This window comes from Marmoricola sp. Leaf446 (assembly GCF_001424755.1).
Lineage (GTDB): Bacteria > Actinomycetota > Actinomycetes > Propionibacteriales > Nocardioidaceae > Marmoricola.
The window spans coordinates 519,414-540,731 of sequence record NZ_LMRF01000001.1 but is presented as its reverse complement, the minus strand read 5'-3'; the positions used below and the strand labels follow the sequence as shown (position 1 = coordinate 540,731).

22 protein-coding genes are annotated in these 21,318 nt (G+C 73.8%); 9 read left to right on the top strand and 13 right to left on the bottom strand.

All coding sequences use genetic code 11. The features are described 5' to 3' along the window. Positions 1–125 precede the first annotated feature (125 nt). A complete protein-coding gene (locus ASG49_RS02505; RefSeq protein ID WP_235561871.1) occupies positions 126–869 on the top strand; it encodes an IclR family transcriptional regulator in 744 nt (247 codons plus the stop codon). 94 nt (positions 870–963) lie between these two features. On the opposite strand, the gene bfr is transcribed toward ASG49_RS02505, so the two are convergent. Beyond that, positions 964–1,431 carry a bacterioferritin gene (gene bfr / locus ASG49_RS02500; protein ID WP_235561870.1) on the bottom strand — a complete coding sequence of 156 codons (468 nt, stop codon included), beginning with the start codon at positions 1,429–1,431 and terminating at the stop codon, positions 964–966. A 10-nt stretch (positions 1,432–1,441) separates the two neighbouring features. Continuing rightward, positions 1,442–1,657, bottom strand: coding sequence for a bacterioferritin-associated ferredoxin (locus ASG49_RS02495; RefSeq protein WP_056536661.1), 216 nt, complete (start codon positions 1,655–1,657; stop codon positions 1,442–1,444). A 123-nt stretch (positions 1,658–1,780) separates the two neighbouring features. Between ASG49_RS02495 and ASG49_RS02490 the strand changes: the two genes are divergently transcribed. Beyond that, positions 1,781–2,683, top strand: coding sequence for a PfkB family carbohydrate kinase (locus tag ASG49_RS02490; protein WP_056536658.1), 903 nt, complete (start codon positions 1,781–1,783; stop codon positions 2,681–2,683). 137 nt (positions 2,684–2,820) lie between these two features. On the opposite strand, the gene ASG49_RS02485 is transcribed toward ASG49_RS02490, so the two are convergent. Further along, positions 2,821–4,446, bottom strand: a complete 1,626-nt coding sequence (locus tag ASG49_RS02485) for a sigma-54-dependent Fis family transcriptional regulator (RefSeq protein WP_200936183.1) — start codon at positions 4,444–4,446, stop codon at positions 2,821–2,823. Positions 4,447–4,633: 187 nt separating this feature from the next. Between ASG49_RS02485 and ASG49_RS02480 the strand changes: the two genes are divergently transcribed. The 3 genes from ASG49_RS02480 (at position 4,634) to ASG49_RS02470 (ending at position 7,628) form a co-directional block, all read left to right on the top strand. Continuing rightward, positions 4,634–5,746, top strand: coding sequence for an NDMA-dependent alcohol dehydrogenase (locus ASG49_RS02480; RefSeq protein WP_056536655.1), 1,113 nt, complete (start codon positions 4,634–4,636; stop codon positions 5,744–5,746). A 41-nt stretch (positions 5,747–5,787) separates the two neighbouring features. Beyond that, positions 5,788–6,681: a MoxR family ATPase gene (locus ASG49_RS02475; RefSeq protein ID WP_056536652.1), complete on the top strand. Its 894-nt coding sequence runs from the start codon at positions 5,788–5,790 to the stop codon at positions 6,679–6,681. Positions 6,682–6,803: 122 nt separating this feature from the next. Further along, the gene (locus ASG49_RS02470) at positions 6,804–7,628 is read left to right on the top strand and encodes a VWA domain-containing protein (RefSeq protein WP_056536649.1); all 825 of its coding nucleotides are present in this window, start codon (positions 6,804–6,806) and stop codon (positions 7,626–7,628) included. Positions 7,629–7,831: 203 nt separating this feature from the next. Here ASG49_RS02470 and mftF read toward each other — a convergent pair whose 3' ends face one another. The 7 genes from mftF to mftA are packed head-to-tail and all read right to left on the bottom strand — an operon-like array spanning position 7,832 to position 13,891. After that, positions 7,832–9,274: a mycofactocin biosynthesis glycosyltransferase MftF gene (gene mftF / locus ASG49_RS02465; protein ID WP_235561869.1), complete on the bottom strand. Its 1,443-nt coding sequence runs from the start codon at positions 9,272–9,274 to the stop codon at positions 7,832–7,834. Continuing rightward, entirely contained in the window at positions 9,271–10,044 is a 774-nt protein-coding gene (locus ASG49_RS02460) for a mycofactocin-coupled SDR family oxidoreductase (protein WP_056536646.1), read from the bottom strand. Before ASG49_RS02460 ends, mftF begins: the two co-directional genes overlap by 4 nt. Then, entirely contained in the window at positions 10,041–10,841 is an 801-nt protein-coding gene (mftE, locus tag ASG49_RS02455) for a mycofactocin biosynthesis peptidyl-dipeptidase MftE (RefSeq protein WP_082533716.1), read from the bottom strand. The genes ASG49_RS02460 and mftE overlap by 4 nt, the downstream gene beginning before the upstream one ends. Before the next feature lie 18 nt (positions 10,842–10,859). After that, positions 10,860–12,143, bottom strand: coding sequence for a pre-mycofactocin synthase MftD (gene mftD / locus ASG49_RS02450; RefSeq protein ID WP_056536643.1), 1,284 nt, complete (start codon positions 12,141–12,143; stop codon positions 10,860–10,862). A 1-nt stretch (position 12,144) separates the two neighbouring features. After that, entirely contained in the window at positions 12,145–13,455 is a 1,311-nt protein-coding gene (gene mftC, locus ASG49_RS02445; protein ID WP_056536640.1) for a mycofactocin radical SAM maturase, read from the bottom strand. Further along, complete coding sequence (gene mftB / locus ASG49_RS02440; RefSeq protein ID WP_056536636.1) at positions 13,452–13,766, bottom strand: mycofactocin biosynthesis chaperone MftB; 315 nt, start codon at positions 13,764–13,766, stop codon at positions 13,452–13,454. The genes mftC and mftB overlap by 4 nt, the downstream gene beginning before the upstream one ends. Then, on the bottom strand, positions 13,766–13,891 hold the full coding sequence (mftA, locus tag ASG49_RS02435) for a mycofactocin precursor MftA (RefSeq protein ID WP_056536633.1): 126 nt from the start codon (positions 13,889–13,891) through the stop codon (positions 13,766–13,768). Before mftA ends, mftB begins: the two co-directional genes overlap by 1 nt. A 114-nt stretch (positions 13,892–14,005) precedes the next feature. On the opposite strand from mftA, the gene mftR reads away from it, so the two are divergent. The 4 genes from mftR (at position 14,006) to ASG49_RS02415 (ending at position 19,203) form a co-directional block, all read left to right on the top strand. Further along, positions 14,006–14,647: a mycofactocin system transcriptional regulator gene (mftR, locus tag ASG49_RS02430; RefSeq protein ID WP_056536630.1), complete on the top strand. Its 642-nt coding sequence runs from the start codon at positions 14,006–14,008 to the stop codon at positions 14,645–14,647. Between the two features lie 168 nt (positions 14,648–14,815). Further along, complete coding sequence (locus ASG49_RS02425) at positions 14,816–15,763, top strand: SigB/SigF/SigG family RNA polymerase sigma factor (RefSeq protein WP_056536627.1); 948 nt, start codon at positions 14,816–14,818, stop codon at positions 15,761–15,763. Between the two features lie 136 nt (positions 15,764–15,899). After that, on the top strand, positions 15,900–17,357 hold the full coding sequence (gene zwf / locus ASG49_RS02420; protein WP_235561867.1) for a glucose-6-phosphate dehydrogenase: 1,458 nt from the start codon (positions 15,900–15,902) through the stop codon (positions 17,355–17,357). Then, positions 17,350–19,203 carry a glycoside hydrolase family 15 protein gene (locus ASG49_RS02415; RefSeq protein ID WP_056536625.1) on the top strand — a complete coding sequence of 618 codons (1,854 nt, stop codon included), beginning with the start codon at positions 17,350–17,352 and terminating at the stop codon, positions 19,201–19,203. Before zwf ends, ASG49_RS02415 begins: the two co-directional genes overlap by 8 nt. Positions 19,204–19,532: 329 nt before the next feature. Here ASG49_RS02415 and smpB read toward each other — a convergent pair whose 3' ends face one another. Genes smpB through ASG49_RS02400 form a run of 3 tightly spaced genes read right to left on the bottom strand, consistent with a single transcriptional unit; the run spans position 19,533 to position 21,271 of the window. After that, complete coding sequence (gene smpB / locus ASG49_RS02410) at positions 19,533–20,012, bottom strand: SsrA-binding protein SmpB (protein ID WP_056536622.1); 480 nt, start codon at positions 20,010–20,012, stop codon at positions 19,533–19,535. A gap of 7 nt (positions 20,013–20,019) precedes the next feature. Then, positions 20,020–20,508 (bottom strand): SRPBCC family protein, encoded by a 489-nt coding sequence (locus ASG49_RS02405; protein ID WP_235561866.1) that lies wholly within the window; start codon positions 20,506–20,508, stop codon positions 20,020–20,022. A 31-nt stretch (positions 20,509–20,539) separates the two neighbouring features. Next, positions 20,540–21,271, bottom strand: coding sequence for a hypothetical protein (locus tag ASG49_RS02400; RefSeq protein ID WP_056536619.1), 732 nt, complete (start codon positions 21,269–21,271; stop codon positions 20,540–20,542). Positions 21,272–21,318: the final 47 nt, after the last annotated feature.

Below are 21,318 nucleotides of genomic sequence, written 5' to 3'. Positions count from 1 at the left end.
TTGATGCTTGCCGGTTTTTCCACGATGTGGAATCGTCACTGCTCGATATTGGAAACTAGGCAACGGCGGCACCTGGTGTCAACCGTCACACCCGGGGGGTCCTCTCCATGCCCAGGAACAGCGGGATGAATCAGTCCGGAGGCGTGCAGTCCGTCCACCGGTCGCTCGACCTGCTCGAGGTGGTGGCGGCCCGGGGCGGGACGTTGAGCATCGGCGAGATCGCCGAGGTGACCGGCGTACCCCTGCCCACGACGCACCGGCTGCTGCGCACGCTGGTCGACCGGGGCTACATGCGCCAGATGCCCGACCGGCGCTACGCGCTGGGGTTCCGCCTGGTGCCGCTGGGCGGCTCGGCCAGCGCCATGGCCGGCGCCGGCACGGACCGGCTGCTGCGGGGGCTCGTCGACGCGCTGGGCGAGACCGCCAACCTGGCGATGCTCGACGGCGACCAGGTGGCCTACGTCGCCCAGGCGCCCGGGCGGCACGCGATGCGGATGTTCACCGAGGTCGGCCGGCGGGTGCACCCGCACTGCACGGCCGTCGGCAAGGCGCTGCTGGCGGGTGCCCCCGAGGCCGACGTGCGCGCGCTGCTGGCCCGCACCGGGCTCCCCCGCCACACCGACCACACGATCACCGACGCCGACGCGTTCGTGGCGGCGCTGGCACAGGTGCGCGAGGCCGGCTACGCCCTCGACGAGGGCGAGCAGGAGGTCGGGGTGCGGTGCGTCGCCGTCGCGCTGGGCGGCGGCCCGCTCCCGCTGGCGCTGTCGATCTCCGGCCCGGCGCCCCGGATGACCGACGAGCTGGTCGCCGAGGCGGTGCCGCTGCTGCGTCGTACGGCCTCGGCGCTGGTGTCCGAGGTCTCCTGAGGGACGACCCACCCCGCATGTAACGCGGAGTTATTGATTCTGAACATGGCGCGTACGGCGCACTCGGGCACCACAGCACCGCACCAGAGGTGCGTCAGGAGCCTGGAGGGGTGCTCGCGTCGATCTGCTGGGCGAGGTAGCCCTGGACGCCGACGCGCTGGATCGCCTCGAGCTGCGCCTCGAACCACTCGGCGTGCTGCTCCTCGTCGCGGACGTACTCCTCGAACACCGCGGCCGTGCCGTGGTCGCCGAGGTCGTGGCACTCCTGGGCGGCGCCGTTGAACTGCTTCACGGCCGCCTTCTCGCTCTCGTAGGCGAGCGCGAGCATCTCCTCGGGCGTCTCGCCGACGGTGATGTTGCCCAGGCGCTGCAGGTTGGGGTGGCCCTCGAACATCAGGATGCGGTTGATGATCGCGTCCGCGTCCTTCATCTCGTCGATGGAGAGCGCGTAGAAGACCTTGCCGAGCTTGGGCAGGCCCCAGTTGTCGAGCATCCGGGCGTGCAGGAAGTAGGTGTTGGTCACGGTGAGCTCGAAGGTGAGCGCCTCGTTGAGGAGCTCCACCACGCGCGGGCTAACTGGCTGCAACGTCCACCTCCGGGTCGGCGGCGGCCATCACGGCCACCTGCTCGAGATGCTCGCACACCACGCGACGCACGGCGAAGACGCACGACCCGCACTCCTGGCCGGCGCCCGTCGAGCGGCAGACCTGGGAGACCGTGCGCGCGCCGGCGTCCACGGCCTGCTTGACCTCGCGGTCGCCCACGACGGCGCAGTGGCAGAAGATCACGGGGGCTCCGGGGCGGTGAGGACGACGGGGGCGACGAGCGGTGAGGTAAGGCTTGCCTAAGCGGGGGCCCGCGTCAACCGGTTCGGGGCAGGACGTGCGTCACGCGCGTGAGAGCGTGACGCCGTGGGAGTCGTGCTCGTGGTCGGTGGGGTCAACCAGGACGTGACCGTGCGGGTGGACCGCCGGCCGACAGGTGGCGAGACCACGGTCGGCGAGGGACCCGTGGTGGGCGGCGGGGGCAAGGGCGCCAACCAGGCCGCCGCTGCGGCGTACGCCGGCGCCCGGGTGCGGCTGTGCGCCGTCGTCGGCGACGACGCCGCGGGTCACGAGCAGCTGGGCTCGCTGGAGGCCGCGGGCGTGGACGTCTCGGGGGTACGCCGCGCGGCCGACGTCGCGACCGGCGCCGCCCTGATCGTGCTCACCCCCGACGGGGAGAACTCCATCGCGGTCGGCGCCGGGGCCAACGCCCTCCTGGACGCCGACGACGTGGCACGGGCCCTGACCCCCGGCGACGTCGACGTGGTGCTCGCCCAGACCGAGCCGGGCACCGACCCGGTGGTCGCGGCCGCCCGGGAGGCCGCTGCGCGCGGCGTACGGCTGGTGCTGAACCCGGCCCCCGTCGACGGGCTGGACGCCGACACGCTGCGGGCGGCGGACCCCCTGGTCGTCAACGAGCACGAGGCGGTCGACCTGCTGCGCGAGCACGGCGGCGCGTTCTCCTCCCACTCCCCCGCGGCCGACCTGGCGCGCCCCCTGGCCGACCTGCTCGGCTGCCCCTCCGTCGTGGTCTCGCTCGGCGCCGAGGGCGCGGTGGTCGTCAGCGGCGCCGTCGGTGCGCGTCGCGAGCTCCGCGTGTCCTCGCCGCGGGTGCAGGCGGTCGACACCACCGGCGCGGGCGACGTGCTCGTCGGCACCCTGGCCGCCCGGCTCGCCGACGGCGCCGACCTGATCACCGCGGTGAGCGAGGCCTGCGCCGCGGCCGCCGAGGCCGTCACCACGGCCGGCGCGCGGGGCTACCTGGGCTGACGGTTTCACAGGGGACCTTGTGAAACCGCGGACGCCGAACGCCCGGCCCCTGCCGTACGGCGTGTCGCGTGCCGCACGTTCGGAGAGCGGAGCTTCACAGGGGACCTAGCGAAACCTCCCCGGCCTGCTCCCGACGCTCAGTAGTGCGTGATCCGCAGCGTGCGCATCTTGGCGTAGAGCGTGGTGCGGGAGATGCCGAGGGTGCGCGCGGTGCGCAGCTTGTTGCCGCCGTGCTCGCGCAGCGCCCCGACGATGGCGTCGCGCTCGGCGCGCTCGATGGGCGCGAGGTGGTGGGTGGAGCCGCCGGTGCGGTACTGCTCGGGCAGGTCCTCGACCGTGACCGCGCCGGTCGAGCGCCGGGCGGCGGCGTGGCGCACGACGACCCGCAGCTCGCGCAGGTTGCCCGGCCAGGGGTGGGCCGAGAGCGCCGCGAGGGCGGCGGGCGTGAGGTGGAGCGAGGCGGGGGCGCCGAGGTCGAGCAGCATGGCGGCGACCAGCGCCGGCAGCTCGGTCAGCCGGGCCGAGAGCGGCGGCAGCTCCTCGCGGCGCAGGCACTCGGCGGCCAGCGCGGCGGCGCGACCGGTGAGCGCGTCGACCGGTCCCGAGACCAGCACGAGCCGCGGCGGGCGCTGCGTGGCGACGTGGGAGGACACGAGGTCGAGCAGCTCCTCGGGCAGCAGGTCGAGGCCGTCGACGCAGACCGTGCCCTGCCCCGCACGCACCATCGAGGCGAAGTCGCGGGCCCAGGCATCGCTGCCGTCGAGCAGCGCGCTGGCCGCGGTGAGCACCGAGACCGGCTCCTGCGCCAGGGCGCGGGCCCGTGCGGACCGGCCGGTGCCGGGTCCACCGGCGACGAGGACCGGGGCGTCGGCGTCGGAGGCCGGGCCGGCGACGGCGGGCGCCGGCCGCGGCCGCGACAGGGCGGGCTCGAGGTGGAGCAGCATGCCGTGGCGCGCCCCGGTGACGCGCTCGGCCCGCACCCGCACCGGGGTGCCGCTGGCCAGGGTCAGGTCGAGGTCGGTGGTGTGGCCCCGGGCGAGGTCGAGGCCGATCATCCGCAGCACCGCCGTGTCGGTGGCCCCCAGCAGGTCCATCGCCGCGTGGTTGCTCAGCATCAGGTCCTCCCCCACGGCCACGACGGGACGTCGCCGTGCCGAGGCGACCTGGAAGGCGAGGAGCAGCTGCTTCTCAGAGATCCGGCTGCCGTCGAGCAGCCGCTGCTCAATGTCGGCCACCGCCCGCGCCACCAGCGGGGGCAGCAGCGGGCTGGCCCGGTCGACGAGCGCGGTGATGTCGAGGACGCCCTCGATGCGCTTCGTGGTCGGGTGCACGATCGGGTGGCCGTAGCAGCTGAACCGCTTGAGCGGCACCGCGAAGTGCTCCTCGCCGTGCACCGAGATCGCCCGTCGCGTCTCCAGGGCGGTGCCGAGCGCGTTGGTGCCGACGGTGTCCTCCAGCAGGCCGACCCCGACGTCGACGCCGAGGTCGTCGAGCGCCCCGGCCGCGGCACGGTCGCCGCACCAGCGACGGGCGACGTGGCCCTCGCGGTCCACGAGCAGCGTGGCGAACATCGTCTCGCGGAGCCGCTCGTTGAGGTCGTCGAGGACCGGGGTGGCGGCGGCCAGCAGCGGCGAGGTCCGGTCGACGTCGCGCAGCGGCAGCGCGTCGAGGGCGGAGTCGGGGTCGACGCCGGCGAGTGATGCGCGGCGCCACGAGTCGGCGATGGGCGCGCGCAGTCCCGGCTCGGTGCCGATCAGGTCCACCGCGTCACCCCCTGTGGTGCCGGTCACACTACGCCGCGCTGTCCACCCGCCGAATGTCCAGTTGTTGAACAGCCAGGCACCCGGCGGAGGTGTGAGTGTGGCGGAGGTCACGCGCGCCGGTCCGGCGTACGTCGTCCACCCCCGCGCAGGCGGGGACCCACGCCGCCCGACCAGAGGAGTCACCCAGGTGAAGACCAAGGCAGCAGTCGTCATCGAAGCCGGCAAGCGGATCGAGATCGAGGAGCTCGACCTGGACAAGCCGAAGGAGGGCGAGGTCCTGATCCGCTACACCTACGCCGGCCTGTGCCACTCCGACGTCCACGTCGCCCACGGCGACCTCGAGGCGCGGCTGCCGATGGTGCTGGGCCACGAGGGCGCAGGCATCATCGAGGAGGTCGGTCCCGGCGTCTCGCGCGTCAAGGTCGGCGACCACGTGGTCTGCTCGTTCATCCCCAACTGCGGCTCGTGCCGCTACTGCGCCAACGGCCAGCAGTCGATCTGCGACATGGGCGCCACCATCCTCGAGGGCTACCTGCCCGGCGAGCGGTTCCCGATCACCGGCCCGCGCGGGCAGTACGGCGCCATGTGCATGCTCGGCACCTTCAGCCAGTACGGCGTGATCCACCAGAACTCCTGCGTCAAGGTCGACGACGACCTGCCCCTCGACAAGGCCGTGCTCGTCGGCTGCGGCGTCCCCACTGGGTGGGGCGCGGCCGTCAACACCGCCGAGGTCAAGGCCGGCCAGACCGTGGTCGTCATGGGCATCGGCGGCATCGGCATCAACGCCGTGCAGGGCGCGGCGCTCGCCGGCGCCAAGAACGTCATCGCCATCGACCCGCTCGCCAACAAGCGCGAGAAGGCGATGGAGCTCGGCGCCACCCACGCCTTCGGCAGCGCCGAGGAGGCGATGGAGACGGTCACCAACCTGACCCGCGGCCAGATGGCCGACTCGGCCATCCTCACCCCCGGCCTGATGACCTCCGAGATCGTCCGCGACGGCTTCAACTCCGTCGGCAAGGGCGGCGTCGTGGTGCTGACCGGCCTGAACAAGATCGAGATGGAGAACATCCAGCTCTCCGGCTCGGTGATGACGCTCTACCGCAAGCAGCTGCGCGGCAGCCTGTTCGGCGACTGCAACCCGACCACCGACATCCCGCGCATCCTCGGCCTCTACCAGTCGGGCGACATCAAGCTCGACGAGATCATCACGAGGACCTACACCCTCGACCAGGTCAACGAGGGCTACGACGACCTGCTCGAGGGCAAGAACGTCCGCGGCATCGTGGTGCACGAGCACTGAGCACCGTCCGCCGCGTCGACAGCGGGCTCGGCGACCGGGGCGTGGGAACACCCGCCCCGGTCGTCGACCGCCGACGTGAGACCGAGCTGCTCGAGGCCGCGCTCCGCGCGGGCGCCCATGTGGTCCTCGAGGGACCGCCCGGCACGGGCAAGTCCACCCTGCTGCGCGCCCTGGCCAGTCGTCGCGACTCCGCGCTGGTGCTGGTCGAGGGCAACGCCGAGCTGACCCCCGCCCGCCTGGTGGGTCACTTCGACCCCGCCCTGGTCCTCGACCGGGGCTACCGCCCCGACGTGTTCGTCGACGGTCCGCTACTCGACGCCATGCGCGGCGCCGGGCTGCTCTACCTCGAGGAGCTCAACCGCGTCCCCGAGGAGACGCTCAACGTGCTGCTCACGGTGATGAGCGAGCGGGAGATCGCCGTACCTCGTCTCGGCACGGTGCGCGCCGAGCCGGGCTTCGGCATCGTCGCCGCGATGAACCCCTACGACGCGGTCGGCACCGCCCGGGTCTCCAGCGCGGTCTACGACCGGACCTGCCGCATCGTGATGGGCTACCAGTCGGCCGAGTCCGAGCAGGCGATCCTGACCCAGCAGGCGCCGATCGACTCCCCGGAGTGGGCCGCCAAGGCGGTGGCGCTGGTGCGGGCCACGCGCGAGCACCCCGAGCTGCGGGTCGGCTCGTCGGTGCGCGGCACCATCGACCTGGCCGGCCTGACCCACGAGCTGGCGCTGGTGCGCGGCGTACCCCCGACGCACTGGCGCACCGGCCTCGACGCCGCCTTCGTGGCGCTCAGCGGCCGGGTCAAGGTCGACGAGTCGTCGTCGCGGACGGCCGAGGAGGTCGTGGAGGAGCTGTACGTCGCGACGTTCGGCGCCGAGCCGTCCTCGGACGAGGCTCCGCCGAGCGAGGGTGGTGACCCGCCGGGGGAAGCCTGAGCCCGCCCCCGGCCGGGGCGGGCGGCTCCGCTGCTCCGCCGAAGCCGCAGCCCTCGCGGCGCGGCCGGCCGCAACGCACCACCGGACGCGCCGAGCTGTCCCGGCACGCCCGCTTCGAGGAGATGTCGCCCGAGGTCGGGGAGCTCGACACCGCCGCGGTGCGCGACGCCGTCGCCGACGACCCCGACGACGTGCTGCCGCTGCTGATGCAGATGTCGACGGCCACCGACCCCGCGCTGCGCGCCAAGGTGCAGGCGCTGGTGCCGCGCCTGGTGCTGGAGCGTGCCCGCTCCGGCACCCGCGGCGGGTCCGGTGCCGGCCGGCTGCGACGCTCCCCCGCCGACCGCGGCGGCGACCTCGACGTCGACGCCTCGATGGAGGCGATCGGCCAGGCCCGCGGGGAGCAGCGGCCGCCCGGCCTGGAGGAGCTCACCGCCACCACCTGGCACCGGCCGCGCACCGCGCTGTGCCTGCTCGTCGACCGGTCAGGCTCGATGGACGGCTCCCGGCTGGTCACCGCCGCCATGGCCGCCGCCGCGTGCGCGCTGCGGGCCGAGGGCGAGCTGTCGGTGATCGCCTTCGACCGGACGCCGGAGGTGCTGCTCGACCTGCACGCGCCCTCGCCCCCGCTGCGCACGGTGCAGCGCGTCCTGGGACTGCGCGGGCACGGCATGACCTCGATGGACGCCGCCTTCCGCGCCGCCGCCGACCAGCTCCGCGGCGCCCGCGCCACCCGCCGGATCACCATCGTGCTCTCGGACTGCCGCGCCACCGACGAGGTCGACGCCGTCCCCGCCGCCCGGGCGCTGGAGGAGCTCGTCGTCATCGCCCCCGCCTCCGACGACGAGGAGGCCCGCCGCGTCGCCCGGGAGGCGGGCGCCCGCATCGCCGCCATCGAGTCCGTCGACGACCTGCCGCGGTTGCTGGACCAGCTGTTGGGGCGGTGAGGGGGCAATTTCACCGGCTGGCCGGTGAAACTGCCCGCGAGGTCCGGCATAACGGTCAACCACGGGCAGTTTTCCCCCATCGCCCGCCCGAGTTGTCCGTACGTCGCGTGAGCGGCGACCGTGGGCGACGTACGGCTGGGGGGACCGACCGGGGGCTCGGATCCAGCAGAGCCGGCTGTGCCCGAGTCGCGATCAGCCCGGCGTCATCGTCCAGCGGGTGGGGCTGGAGGACGCCGCCGCCCCACCACGCGTACGGCGAGCCCGCGCCACTCGCGCTCCCGCACCGCCCCGGCCCACAAGCCGGCGCCGTAGGCGAGGTCGTCGACGCGGCGGGCCACGAGGGTGCGCAGCAGCCCGGTGCGGCGTACGACGTCACGGTGCACCACCAGGTCGACGGCGACCGCGGAGACCAGGGCCCGACGACCCGACCGGGAGCCGAGGGCGAGCAGCCCGAGCGGCCACCAGTGGCGCAGCAGCAGGGCGGACTCCTGACGAACGGCCCAGCCGAGACCGCGAGCGGCGACCGAGGCCGCCAGGGCCGGGCGCTCGGGCACGTCGGGCAGCACCCGCACCAGCTGCTGGAAGGCCCAGGCCAGGCCGAGCGCGACCACCGGGAGCGACCAGCGCCGGCGCAGCAGCACGGCCGCACCCGCGACCGCCATCGCGGGCGAGAGCACCGCGACCGCGCCGGCAGCGCCGTGGCGGGCCGCGAGGGACGCGCCGCCGGTGCCGTAGAGGTACTTCCGGCCCGCCCACTCCCCCACGGTCGTCCGGGCGTCGTGCCACGCGGTCTCGCCCGCCTCGTAGCGGACCACCCGCCCCGCCCCGACCAGCCGCCACACCAGGTCGACGTCCTCGCCGACCCGCATCGCCTCGGTGAAGCCGTCGCCCAGGAGGTCGGTGCGGCCGACCAGGCAGGCGCTGGGCAGCCACGCCACGGCGGCGCCCGGCGCGACCGCGCAGCTGCGACTGCCCAGGGCGAGTGAGGACGAGCACTCGTCGTACCGCTCGAACCACCGCGGTGGCACCGACCTGGCCCGGCTCCGCACCAGCGGCCCGACCAGCGCGACGCGCGGGTCGGCGAGGTGGCGGGCTAGCCGGAGCAGCATGGCGCTCTCGGCCTGGACGTCGGAGTCGACGAAGCCGACGTACGCCGTGCGCACCTCGCGCAGCCCGGCGTTGCGTGCCCCCGCGGGGCCGAGGTTGACCGGCAGCGGGAGCACACGAGCGCCGTGCCGCGCCGCCACCGCGGCGACCGCGGCCGGGTCGTGCGAGGCGTCGTCGACCACGAGCAGCCGCAGCCCGGCCAACGGGGCGAGCGCGCGCTCGAGCTGCTCGGGACGGTCGCGGACCGGGACCACCACGGTCAGCTCGGACGGCGCGACCCGCACCCCGGACAGCACCGGGTCGGCGAGGTTGGCGCCCAGCAGCCGGCGCGCGAGCTCCTCCGAGGTGGCATCGGCGACCACCAGCCGGTCGCCGTCGAGGGCGAGCCGGGCGCGGGGCGAGAGCCGCAGCGAGCGCAGCGGCGAGCCGCCGAGCAGGGTGCGGCCGTCCTCGACCCGGCGTACGTCGGAGCGCACCCGCACCTCGAACCCACCGGGGAGCCGACCGTCGTCGGCGGGCTCGGCCAGGGCGGCGCTCACGCCTGGAACCCGCCGTCGGCGCTGACCACGCTGCCGTTGAGCACCGCGGCCTCGCGCGAGCAGCAGAAGACCAGCGTGGCGGCCACCTCCTCCGGCCGGAGCGCGCGGCGCAGCAGCTGGTGGGCGGCGAGGTCGTCGGTGGTGGCGTCGTACAACGCGGCGGTGGCGCGCAGCATCGCGGTGTCGGTCGAGCCCGGCGAGACCGCCACGGCGGTGACGCCGGTGCCCACGAGGTCGGCGGCCAGGCCGCGCACGATGCCGACGACCGCGTGCTTGGCCGCGTTGTAGGCCGCCATCCGGAACAGCCCGTGCGTCCCCGCCGCCGACGCGACGGCCACGAACCGCGCGCCCGACGGGTCGGGCCCGGCCAGCAGCGCCGGCACCGTGGCCGCCGCGGTGTGCCAGACGCCCTTGGCGTCGACGTCCCACAGCAGGTCGAGCTCGGCCTCGTCGGTCTCCCACAGCGGCCGCCCGCCGCCGACGATGCCCGCGCAGGCCACGACCGCGTCGAGGCGGCCCCACCGGTCGAGCGCGCGGGCGACCGCCGCGTCCAGCGCGGGACGGTCGCGGACGTCGGCCACCACCGCCTCGACCTCGGCGTGCGGGGCGGCGACGGCCTCGAGGTCGGCCACGTCGGGCAGGGCGTACGGCGCCGCGTCGGGCCCGGCGCACGCGTCCAGCGCCAGCACCGCCCACCCGTCCCGGGCGAGGTGGTTGACGGTCGCGGCGCCGATCCCGCGGGCCGCGCCGGTGACGAGCGCGACCCTCACCGGGCGCCCTGCGGGGTCTCGACGGGCTCGACCGACGAGGGAGCGGGCTCGACCGACGAGGGAGCGGGCTCGACCGACGACGGAGCGGGCTCGACCGGCGACGGAGCGGGCTCGACCGACGAGGAGATCACGGCCACGACCCGACCCACCATCTCCTCCAGCAGCGCGCGGCCCTCCTCGGCGCTCGCGCCGGCGGGGTCGCCGAGCACGCCGTTGGCCGAGACCGCGACCACGCCGCCGGCACGCAGCAGCGGCAGCAGCTCGGCGGCGGACGCGGTGGCCCCGGCGACGGCACGGTCGAGCCGCACCAGGTCGGGGCGCAGGTGGAGCAGCAGCGAGGTCTCGGTGCGGCCGGCGTGCAGGTCGGCGCCGACAGCGGCGCACGGCGCCCAGGTCACGTCGTGGCCCTCGTCGACCAGCTGGCCGACCGCGCCGCGGACGGCGTCGAGGTTGCCGCCGTGACCATTGACCAGCACCACCCGCGCCGCCCAGGTGCGCAGCGAGCGCACCAGCTCGACGAGCAGCAGGTGCAGCACGGGGGTGCCGGTCGAGACGGTGCCGGCGAAGTGCTGGTGCTCGCCGCTGGCGCCGTACGCCACGACGGGGGCGACCAGCACGTCGTCGCGGTCGAGCGCCGCGACGGCCCGCACCGCGACCGCCTCGGCGACCAGGGCGTCGGTCTCGAGCGGGAGGTGCGGGCCGTGCTGCTCCAGCGACCCGACCGGGACCACCACCGTGGCGGACGGTGGCAGCTCCGGCCAGGTCAGGTCGGCGAGCCGGAGCGCGCGACCGGTCATGGGCGGGTCACCAGGTCGTCACGACGCGGCGGTGGCCCGCGGCGCCGAGGTGGCCGCGGCGCCGTGGCTGCCGGGGGCACCGAGGGTGCGGTGGAAGCCCTCGGGCACCACGAGCAGCTCGGGGGTGAGCTGGTCGATCGAGGACAGCCCCATGCCGAGCAGCGCGGAGTCGATGCCGCTGCGGAGAACGTCCAGGACGTTCTCCACGCCGGCCTGGCCGTTGGCGGCGAGGCCCCAGAGGTAGGCGCGGCCGATCATCACCGCACGGGCCCCCATGGCCAGCGCCTTGACGACGTCGGAGCCACGGCGTACGCCGCCGTCCATGACGACCTCGAGCTGGTCGCCGACCGCGGACGCGATCGGGTGCAGGCAGCGGATCGCGGCCGGTGTGCCGTCGAGGTTGTTGCCGCCGTGGTTGGACACCGAGATCGCGGTGACGCCCGCGTCGACCGCGCGCAGGGCGTCGTCGACGCGGCAGACGCCCTTGAGCATGAACGGCTTGCCGGAGATCTGGTGCCAGGTCTCGCGCATCCAGGCCACGTCGTCCCACGTCGGCGGGGTCGTGGTCATCCACTCGTAGTAGGCGCCGAAGAAGGTCGGTCCCTTGTCCTGCCCCGGCGGGGCGAGGTTGGGCGCGGTCAGGTCGGGGATCTGCCCGGTCTTGCCGAACTCCCACAGCCACCGCGGCCGCAGCGCGACCTGCGGCGCCATCCGCACCATCGTCTTGAGGTCGACCTTCTCGGGGATCTCGGGGCTGCCCCAGTCGCGGCCCATCGAGAACGACCAGTCGAGGGTGGCGATCAGGCCCTGGGAGCCGGCGGCGTGGGCGCGCTGCATCCGCTGCACCATGGTGTCGCGGTCGCCGGTCCAGTACATCTGGAAGAAGGTCTGCGGGTTGGCCGCCACCACCTCCTCCACCGACTTGGAGGCGAAGTTGGACAGCCCGATCACGGTGCCCCGCGCGGCGGCGGCCCGTGCGACGGCGACCTCGCCGTCGGGGTGCACGGCCTGGACGCCGGTCGGGCTCATGATCACCGGCAGCGAGATCGACTGGCCCATCACCGTGGTGCCGAGCGACCGCTCGGCCTGGTGGCCGGCGACGTGCGGCGCCATCCCGAGCTCGGCGAACGCCGCCTGGTTGTCGGCGATGGTCTGGCCGCGCTCGGAGCCCGCGACCAGGGCGCCGTACACCGGCTTGGGCAGCCGCTTGCGCGCCCGCTGCTGGGCGACGGCGACGGACTCGAACCAGGGGTTCTGCTTCCAGGGGTTCTCGATCCTGGAGAAGATCGCCGGGGTGGCCATCTCAGTGGTCCCCGCAGCCGCAGCCGCCCGAGGAGACCACCGGCGCGGCCCCGTCGCCCAGCGGGCTGACCGGGTCGAACCCCGCCAGCGGGCTCTCGGCGCAGGCACTCACCGGGGGCGTGCGCTGCAGCGTCAGCATCACCGGCTGGTTGCGCGTCGGCATCGTGCGCGAGTGGTCCTGGCTGGGCGCGGGGATGGTGCGCTCGCCGGCCAGGGCGAACTCGCCGTTGCCCTTGACGCACTCCGGGTCGGGGCCGTCGAGCGGCAGGCCGGTGAAGAACTTCGCGGCCATGCAGCCCCCGCGGCACGCGTCGTACGCCGAGCAGCTGGCGCACGCGCCGCCGGTCTGCGGCGACCGCAGGTCGGTGAACAGCTCGGAGTCCTGCCAGACCCGCTGGAAGCCGCCCTCGTCCAGCAGGTTGCCGGCGAGGAAGTTGTCGTGGATCGCGAAGGGGCAGGCGTAGACGTCGCCGACGGGGTCGATCAGGCACACCACCCGTCCGGCGCCGCACAGGTTGAGGCCGGGCAGCGCCTCGCCGAAGGCCGCGAGGTGGAAGAAGGAGTCCCCGGTCAGCACGCCCTCGCCGTGGGCCACGAGCCAGTCGTAGAGCACGCGCTGCTGCTCGGGCAGCGGGTGCAGCTCGTCCCACACGTCGGCGCCGCGGCCCGAGGGCCGGAGCCGGGTCAGCCGCAGGGTGGCGCCGAACCGGTCGGCGATGGCCTTGAAGTCGTCGAGCTGGCCGATGTTCTGCCGGGTGCAGACGACCGAGATCTTGGCGTCCTCGAACCCGGCGTCCTGGAGGTTCTGCAGCGCCGTCAGGGCGGTGTCGAAGGAGCCCGGCCCGCGCACGTAGTCGTTGACCTCGGCGGTCGCGCCGTCGAGCGAGATCTGCACGTCGACGTAGTCGGTGGAGGCCAGGAAGCGCGCCCGCTCGGGGGTGATGCGCACCCCGTTGGTGGAGAACTTCACGCCGACCTGGTGGTCCACGGCGTACTCCAGCAGGTGCCAGAAGTCGGGCCGGATCGTCGGCTCGCCGCCGCCGATGTTGACGTAGAAGACCTGCATCCGCTGCAGCTCGTCGATCACGGCCTCGCACTGCTCGGTGCTCAGCTCGCGCGGGTCGCGCTTGCCCGAGGAGGACAGGCAGTGGGCGCAGGCGAGGTTGCAGGCGTAGGTCAGCTCCCAGGTCAGGCAGATCGGGGCGTCGAGGCCGAACTCGAACTGCTCCACCAGGGTGCCGCCCTGCGGTCGCTCGGAACGGGCCACGAGCGGGGCGGTGCGCGCGGAGGGGCGGGCGGGCGTGAGGGTCATGCCGGGGCTCCAGCGGTCTGGGAGGAGACCTGAGAGGAGGTCTCGCGGGAGGTCGTACGGGGACGGATCATGTCGGTGGCGGCCAGGCCGCGCAGCGCCTCGACGTACGAGGCGTGCTGCGGCTCGGGGACGCCGGCGGCGAGCAGCGCGGCGCGCACGTCCGCGTGGTCGCCGAGTCCCCGGACCACCGTCACCAGCTCGGGCCGCTTGAGGAAGCTCAGCTTGCGGTTGCCGAAGTGGTAGGCCAGCGCCCCGAACGGCTCGGGTCGCAACGCCACCGCCGGTGACAGGGTCCAGGGCTCGTCGAGCATCAGTAGACGCCGCACATGCCGTCGATGGAGACCTCCTCGACGAGGCTGTCGGTGACGACCTCCCCGGTGGCGGCGTCGGCCGGTGCGCTCTGCTCCGCGGTGGTGCTGGGCTGCTCGGGGGTCATGGGTCCTCCTGGACGTCGCCCGCCCGGACCCCGTGCCCGGGCTGTGGTTCGCGCCACAGTATTGGCACCAAGTGCGGAAAGTCACCCCTCCGGTCGGGTAGATTCGCGCCCCTCATGGTGGAGCGGTCCCCGTCCGGCGCCACGCCGGCGCGCAGCAGCAGCTCGGCCCTCGGACGCCCCGTCGCGACCAGCCACGGCGCCATCGAGCGAGCGGCCTTCCGGCTCTTCGCCACCCACGGCTTCGCCGGCACCACCCTCGACATGATCGCGGCCGAGGTCGGGGTCGGCCGCCGCACCCTGTTCCGCTACTACCGCTCCAAGAACGACATCCCGTGGGGGCGCTTCGACCGCACCCTGGCCGGCTTCCGCGACACCCTGGCCGCCCTGCCCGAGGACCTGCCGGTCCACGAGGCGGTGCACCGGGCCGTGCTGTCCTTCAACGACTTCCCCGACGGGGCCGAGCCGGGGCACCGCGAGCGGATGCGACTGATCCTGATGACGCCGGAGCTGCAGGCCCACTCGGTGCTGCGGTACGCCGAGTGGCGGGCCGTGATCGCCGCGTTCGTGGCCCGCCGGCACGGGGTCGGGCCGCACGACCTGCTGCCCGAGGTGGTGAGCCAGGTCTCCCTCGCGCTGGCCCTCGCGGCGTACGAGCTGTGGCTGCGTCACCCGGACGCCGACCTGCGCGGCCTGCTGGACGACGCGATGATCGGCCTGAGGGCCCACCTCACCGGAAATTCACCCGCAGGGGGGTGAGGACTGTCAGGGGGAGGGCGTACTGTCGATGACGTTGCACGAGATCGCCCCGACGTCGGCGGACCAGGAAGCACCCACCGATACACCTCGTGCGAGGCGCCTCGCGCCCACCTTCGCTGCAGCCACTCGGCGAAACCACACAGCGACACGAACGGTGGTGAGCACCCGATGGACGACATCGACCGCCCCACGCACTCTGACCTCTCCGACACCTCCACCTCTGCCACGACCATCGCCGCCCCCCACGAGGCGCCGACGACGACGATGACACGCGAGCCGCGCGCGCCCGCCCAGGCCTCCGCCTCGCTCGACGACCGCCCCACGACGCCCTCGGAGGCACGTCGCCAGGAGCGTGCCCACGACACCGCCGACCTCTTCGCCGAGGCCGAGGCGACCGAGGACCCCGAGGAGCGCCGTCGACTGCTCGACCGCGTGGTCGAGCTCAACCTCGGCCTGGCCACCGCGGTGGTCGCCCGGTTCCGCTCGCGCGGCATCCCCACCGACGACCTGCTCCAGGTCGCCCGGCTCGCACTCGTCAAGGCGGCGCGACGCTTCGACCGCTCCACGGGCCACGAGTTCGTCAGCTTCGCCGTGCCGACCATGCGGGGCGAGGTCAAGCGCCACTTCCGCGACGCCGGGTGGATGGTCCGGCCCCCGCGCCGGATCCAGGAGCTCCAGGCCCGCATCGCCCCGGCGCGCGGCGACCTCGCCAACAGCCTGGGTCGCGACCCGGAGCCCAAGGAGATCGCCGAGCGCCTCGGCGTCGCCGAGAGCGAGGTGTCCGAGGCCATGAGCGCGCTCGGCTGCTTCACGCCGGCCTCGCTGGACGTGCCCGTCGGACAGGACTCCCCCATCGCCCTGGGCGACGTGCTGCCGGGTCAGGAGAACGACGGCGACGCCGCGGAGGCCCGGGTCATGCTCGGTCCCGTCGTGCGCCGCCTCGGCGACCGCGACCGCCGCGTGCTGCAGCTGCGCTTCTTCGACGGCCTGACCCAGCGCGAGATCGCCGAGGACATCGGTGTCACGCAGATGCAGGTCTCCCGGCTGCTCGCCCGCATCCTGGGCCAGCTGCGCTCCGACATCGAGGACCCCCAGGGGGACCGCTCGGTCGGCTGAGCCACCAGGCACCACACCCGGACGCGGACCCCTCTCGGGTCCGCGTCCGTGCTGCGTCAGGGGCTTGCGTCGCGGGCCCGTGAGCGGCGTGGCGTGGGCCACGTGACGCGCTGGTGGCGTCGGGTACGAAGGAGACGTGAGCGACTCCTCCCCCACCGCCCCGCAGTCCGCCCCCTCCACCTCCTCCACCGAGGAGCAGCTCCCGCCCCACGTGATGGTCCTCTTCGGGGCCACCGGTGACCTGGCCGCCCGCAAGCTCTTCCCCGGCTTCTACCACCTGGCCGCCGCCGGCCGGATGCCCGAGGACTTCCGCATCATCGGCAGCGGCCGCCACTCGCCGGGCACCGACGACGAGTTCCGCGACCAGGTCCGCGAAGGGCTCCAGGACACCGTCGACGACCTCGACGACGACGTCGCGCAGCGGCTGCTGGAGCGGATCAGCTTCCAGACCTCCGACGCCGACGACGGCAGCGACCTCGCCGACGCGGTCCGCAGCTGCGAGGAGGAGCTCGGTGACGACGTACGCCGCCTGGTCTACCTCTCCGTGCCGCCCTCGGCCATGCAGGGCATGGTCGCGATGCTCGGTCGCGAGCAGCTGACCGAGCGCGCGCGGCTGGTGCTGGAGAAGCCGTTCGGCCTGGACCTGGAGACCGCGCGCGAGCTCGACGCCGCGCTCAAGGACGTCGTCGACGAGGACCAGGTCTTCCGCATCGACCACTTCCTGGGCAAGGAGGCGGTGCAGAACATCCTGGCGCTGCGGTTCGCCAACGGCCTGTTCGAGCCCGCCTGGAACCGCCACTCCATCGCCTCGGTGCAGATCGACGTGCCCGAGGACCTCGGCATGGAGGGCCGCGGCAGCTTCTACGAGTCCACCGGCTGCCTGCGCGACATGATCTCCACCCACCTGTGCCAGCTGCTGGGGTTCGTGGCGCTGGAGGACCCGAAGCACTTCACCGCCGACGCGGTGCGCGACGCCAAGCACGCCGTGTTCGAGGCGATGCGGCCGCTGGACCCCGAGCGCGTGGTCTACGGCCAGTACGACGGCTACCGCGACGAGGACGACGTCGCCGACGACTCCGAGGTCGAGACGTTCGTCGCGATCGAGGCGTTCGTGGACAACGACCGCTGGCGCGACGTGCCGTTCTACCTGCGCACCGGCAAGCGCCTGGCCAAGGGCGACCGGGTGATCACGCTGCGCTTCCGCGGCTCGGAGTGCACCATGTTCGACGACGAGCCGACCTCGCGCCCGCCGAACGACCTCGTGCTCGAGCTGACCGACGACCCGCGCATCCACGTCGAGATCCGGGCCAAGAAGCCCGGGCCCGACATGGACCTCGTCGAGGCCACGATGCACCTCGACGTCGGCGACGACGCCCCCGACGCGACGCCCCTGGAGGCCTACGAGCGGCTGCTGCTCGACGTGCTCCGCGGCGAGCAGACGCTGTTCACCCGCGCCGACGAGGTCGACCGGCTGTGGCAGGTCTGCGAGCCGGTGCTGCAGGCGCCGCCCGCGGTGCAGCCCTACGCGCCGGGCTCCTGGGGTCCCGAGGCCGCGCTGGCGATGCCGCCCGGCGGCTGGCAGCTCCGTGGCTGAGGCCGGTCAGGCGGACGGTCAGGCGGACGGTCACGAGGACTTCCTGCCGATCGCCCAGCACGGGCTGATCGGCGACCTGCGGACCTGCGCCCTGGTGGGCTCGGAGGGCACCATCGACTGGTTCTGCGCCGGCCGCTTCGACTCGCCCAGCGTCTTCGGCTCGCTGCTCGACCCGCGCCGCGGCGGCTCGTGGCGGCTCGGGCCGCAGCAGGAGGAGGGCGTGCGCACCAGCCAGTTCTACTTCCCCGACAGCACCATCCTGGTCACCCGCTTCATGACCGAGCGCGGGGTCGCCGAGGTCCACGACTTCATGCCGGTGCTGCAGGCCTCGGACCCCGACCACCGGCAGCGCATCGTGCGGCGGGTGACCGCCGTCCGCGGCACCACCGACCTCACCATGACGCTGAGCGCCCGGCCCGACTACGGCCGCACCCACCCGGAGACGGAGGCGGTCGCGGAGGGCGTGCTGATCACCGGGGGCGACGTACGCCTCGGGCTGACGGCGTCGGTCGAGCTGCACCTGCGCGACGGCGACGTGCTGGCCGACCTCACCCTGAGGCAGGGCCAGGAGGCGCTGTTCGTGCTCGAGGTGCTGGGCGAGGACGACGCCGTGGCCTCGACCGACGCGGTCGACAGCGACCGGCTGTTCCAGCGCACCGCCCAGTTCTGGCGGTCGTGGGTGTCGCGGTCGACGTACACCGGACGCTGGCGGGAGACGGTCAACCGCTCCGCCCTCACCCTCAAGCTGCTCACCCACGAGCCGACCGGCGCGATCATCGCCTCGCCGACCACGAGCCTGCCCGAGTCGATGGGCGGGGGGCGCAACTGGGACTACCGCTACGTGTGGATCCGCGACGCCGCCTTCAGCCTCTACGCCCTGCTGCGGCTCGGCTTCACCGACGAGGCGGCCGCCTTCATGCGGTGGCTGTCGGAGCGGATGGCGCACCCGCCCGAGAACGGCACGACCGAGGACCTCGGCCCGCTGCGCGTGCTCTACGACATCGACGGCAACGTCCCCCACGAGACCGAGCTCGACCACCTGCGCGGCTACCGCGACTCGCGTCCGGTGCGGATCGGCAACGGCGCCGTCGACCAGCTCCAGCTCGACATCTACGGCGAGCTGATCGACTCGGTCTACCTCTACAACAAGTACGGCGAGGGCATCAGCGCCGACTCCTGGCACGACCTCACCCGCGCGCTGGAGTGGCTGATGGACAACTGGGAGCGGCCCGACGCCGGGATGTGGGAGATCCGCGACGACCCGCGCCACCACACCACCTCGCTGCTGATGAGCTGGGTCGCGATCGAGCGGATGATGCGCACCGCCCGCCAGCGCGGCCTGCCCGGCGAGCTGTCGCGCTGGGCCGACGTGCGCGACGACATCTACCGCCGCATCATGGACGAGCACTGGGACCCCGAGGTCGGCGCGTTCATGCAGCACGCGGGCGCCGACACCCTCGACGCCGGCGTCCTGCTGATGCCGATGGTGAAGTTCGTGGCCCCCAACGACCCGCGCTTCACCTCCACGCTGGCCGCGATCGAGGAGCGCCTGGTCTCCGACAGCCTCGTCTTCCGCTACGACGTCGAGGCCTCGCCCGACGGTGTGGAGGGCTCCGAGGGCACCTTCTCGCTCTGCTCGTTCTGGTACGTCGAGGCGCTCACCCGGTCCGGCCGCCTCGAGGACGCCCGACTGGCCCTGGAGAAGATGTTCACCTACGCCAACCACCTCGGTCTCTACGGCGAGCAGATCGGCCTCGCCGGCGAGCAGCTCGGCAACTTCCCCCAGGCCTTCACCCACCTCTCGCTGATCTCCGCGGCGATGAACCTCGACCGGGAGCTCGGGTAGGGGTCGGTGGGTGGCCGGGGCCGGGCCCCCATGTAACGCGGAGTTATTGCATCTGAACAAGGCGTGTACGCCGCACTCGGGCACCACAGCACCGCACCAGATGGCGTCTACCTGCTCGGGGCAGCACGGCCCGCGTCCCGGCGTACGCCGATCCGGCGACCCGGCGACCGACCGGCCCGTCGCCCCGCCGACCCGGCGTGCGGACAACTCGGGCGCCGGGTGCACCAAAACTGCCCGTTCGTGCCCGGTTTGCCCCACCCTCGCGGGCAGTTTCACCGGCTGGCCGGTGAAACTGCCCGACCAACCCCGCCCGGCCAACCCCGCCCGACCTACTCCCGCCGCCCCTTCAACCGCCGCGAGAACTCCGCCTCGACCTCGCGGGTGGCCTGGCGCTCGGCGAGGGCGTGGCGCTTGTCCCAGGTCTTCTTGCCGCGGGCGAGGGCGATCTCGACCTTGGCGCGACCGCCGGAGAAGTAGAGCGAGATCGGGACCAGGGTGAGGCCCTTCTCGCTCAGCCGGCGCTCGATGCGGTCGATCTCGGTGCGATGCAGCAGGAGCTTGCGCTTGCGGCGGACGGTGTGGTTGGTCCAGGTGCCCTGGGCGTACTGCGGGATGTGCACCTGCTGCAGCCACACCTCGCCGTCCTCGACCTCGGCGAAGCCGTCGACCAGCGAGGCGCGACCGGCGCGCAGCGCCTTGACCTCGGTGCCGACGAGCACGATGCCGGCCTCCCAGGTGTCCTCGAGGTGGTAGTCGTGGCGCGCCTTGCGGTTGCGCGCGACGACCAGCTCCTGCTCCTGCTTCTTCACCGCGCCATCATCGCGCGGCGGCGGCGTCCTCGGCGATCCGTTTGATGGCGGCCAGTGTCTCGGGGACGCCGCTCAGCGCGGCCTGCGACCGGTCGGCGATCTGCGCCTCGGCCTCGGGTCCGTACTTCTCGTGGAAGAACTCGATGCCCGCAGGCAGGAAGTCCCACGACTCGGTCAGGTAGGTGCCGTCGTCGTCGTGCTCCAGGGTGAAGCCCCACCGGGCGAAGCGGCCGCCGACCAGCCAGGCGAACTCGCGGCCCCGGGAGGCGGCGACGACCTGCGAGCGGGTCTCCCAGGTGCGGTCGGGCGTCTGGTTGCGGCCGCCGAACCACGCGCCGACGGTGCCCGGAGTGGAGCCGTCCTCCCACCAGCAGGCGGTGCAGATCGGGCTCCACTCGCCCGTGCGGGTGACGTCGCTGACGAGGTCGTAGAGCTCCTCGGCGGGGACGTGGACGACGATGGTCTGCTGGTGGTGCAGCGGCGGCGAGGTGGTCACGGGCCCCACCCTGGCAGAGCCGGGCAAGACCTCAGCGGTGCTGCCGCCGGCTGCCGCCGTGCCAGTCCTCGGTGACGCCGACCTCGTCCACGTCGACACCGAGGCCGGGCAGCTGCGGCCGCTCGCGCAGGCTGCGCTTGAGCTCGGCGAACCCGGGGTAGCGCGCCAGCCCCACCACGTGGTCCCACAGCTCGGCGGCACCCGTCGCGTCGGGCACCCGGCTGATGACGGGGCCGAAGAACGCGACGCCGTCCGGCGGGTCGACCTGCATGATCGGGGTGCCGACGTCGCGCCCGGTCAGCGCGAGCGCCTCGTCGGTCTCGGCCCGCACCACCGCGTCGAGCGTGTCGTCCGACAGCGCCTCCGCCAGCGAGGTCGGCAGCCCCACCGAGGCCAGCACCGGCTCGAGGAACGCCGCCGTGCCGCGCTCGTCGACGGACTGGTCGGCGTCGGTCCAGCCGCCCGCGCGCGGGGTCTCGAAGATCCGCTGCCCCAGCGCCTCGTAGAGCCGCGCGACCGCGTCGGGGCCGTGCTCCTCGCGCACCCGCGCCGCGACCCGCAGCAGCCGCAGCCCGGCGGTGTGGCCGGCGGCGTACTCCGGCGGGAACTGGGCGTCGTAGTCCACGGCCGCGTTGAGCAGCCGCAGCGAGATGAAGCGCCACTCGACGTCGTAGGAGCGCTGCTCCTGCACCAGCCGCACCCAGCGGCTGGTCATCCAGGCGAACGGGCAGACGGGGTCGAACCAGAAGCGGAGATCGGCCATGGGTCCACGGTAGGACCCGGCCCCGACAACGACATCGACAGCGGCGC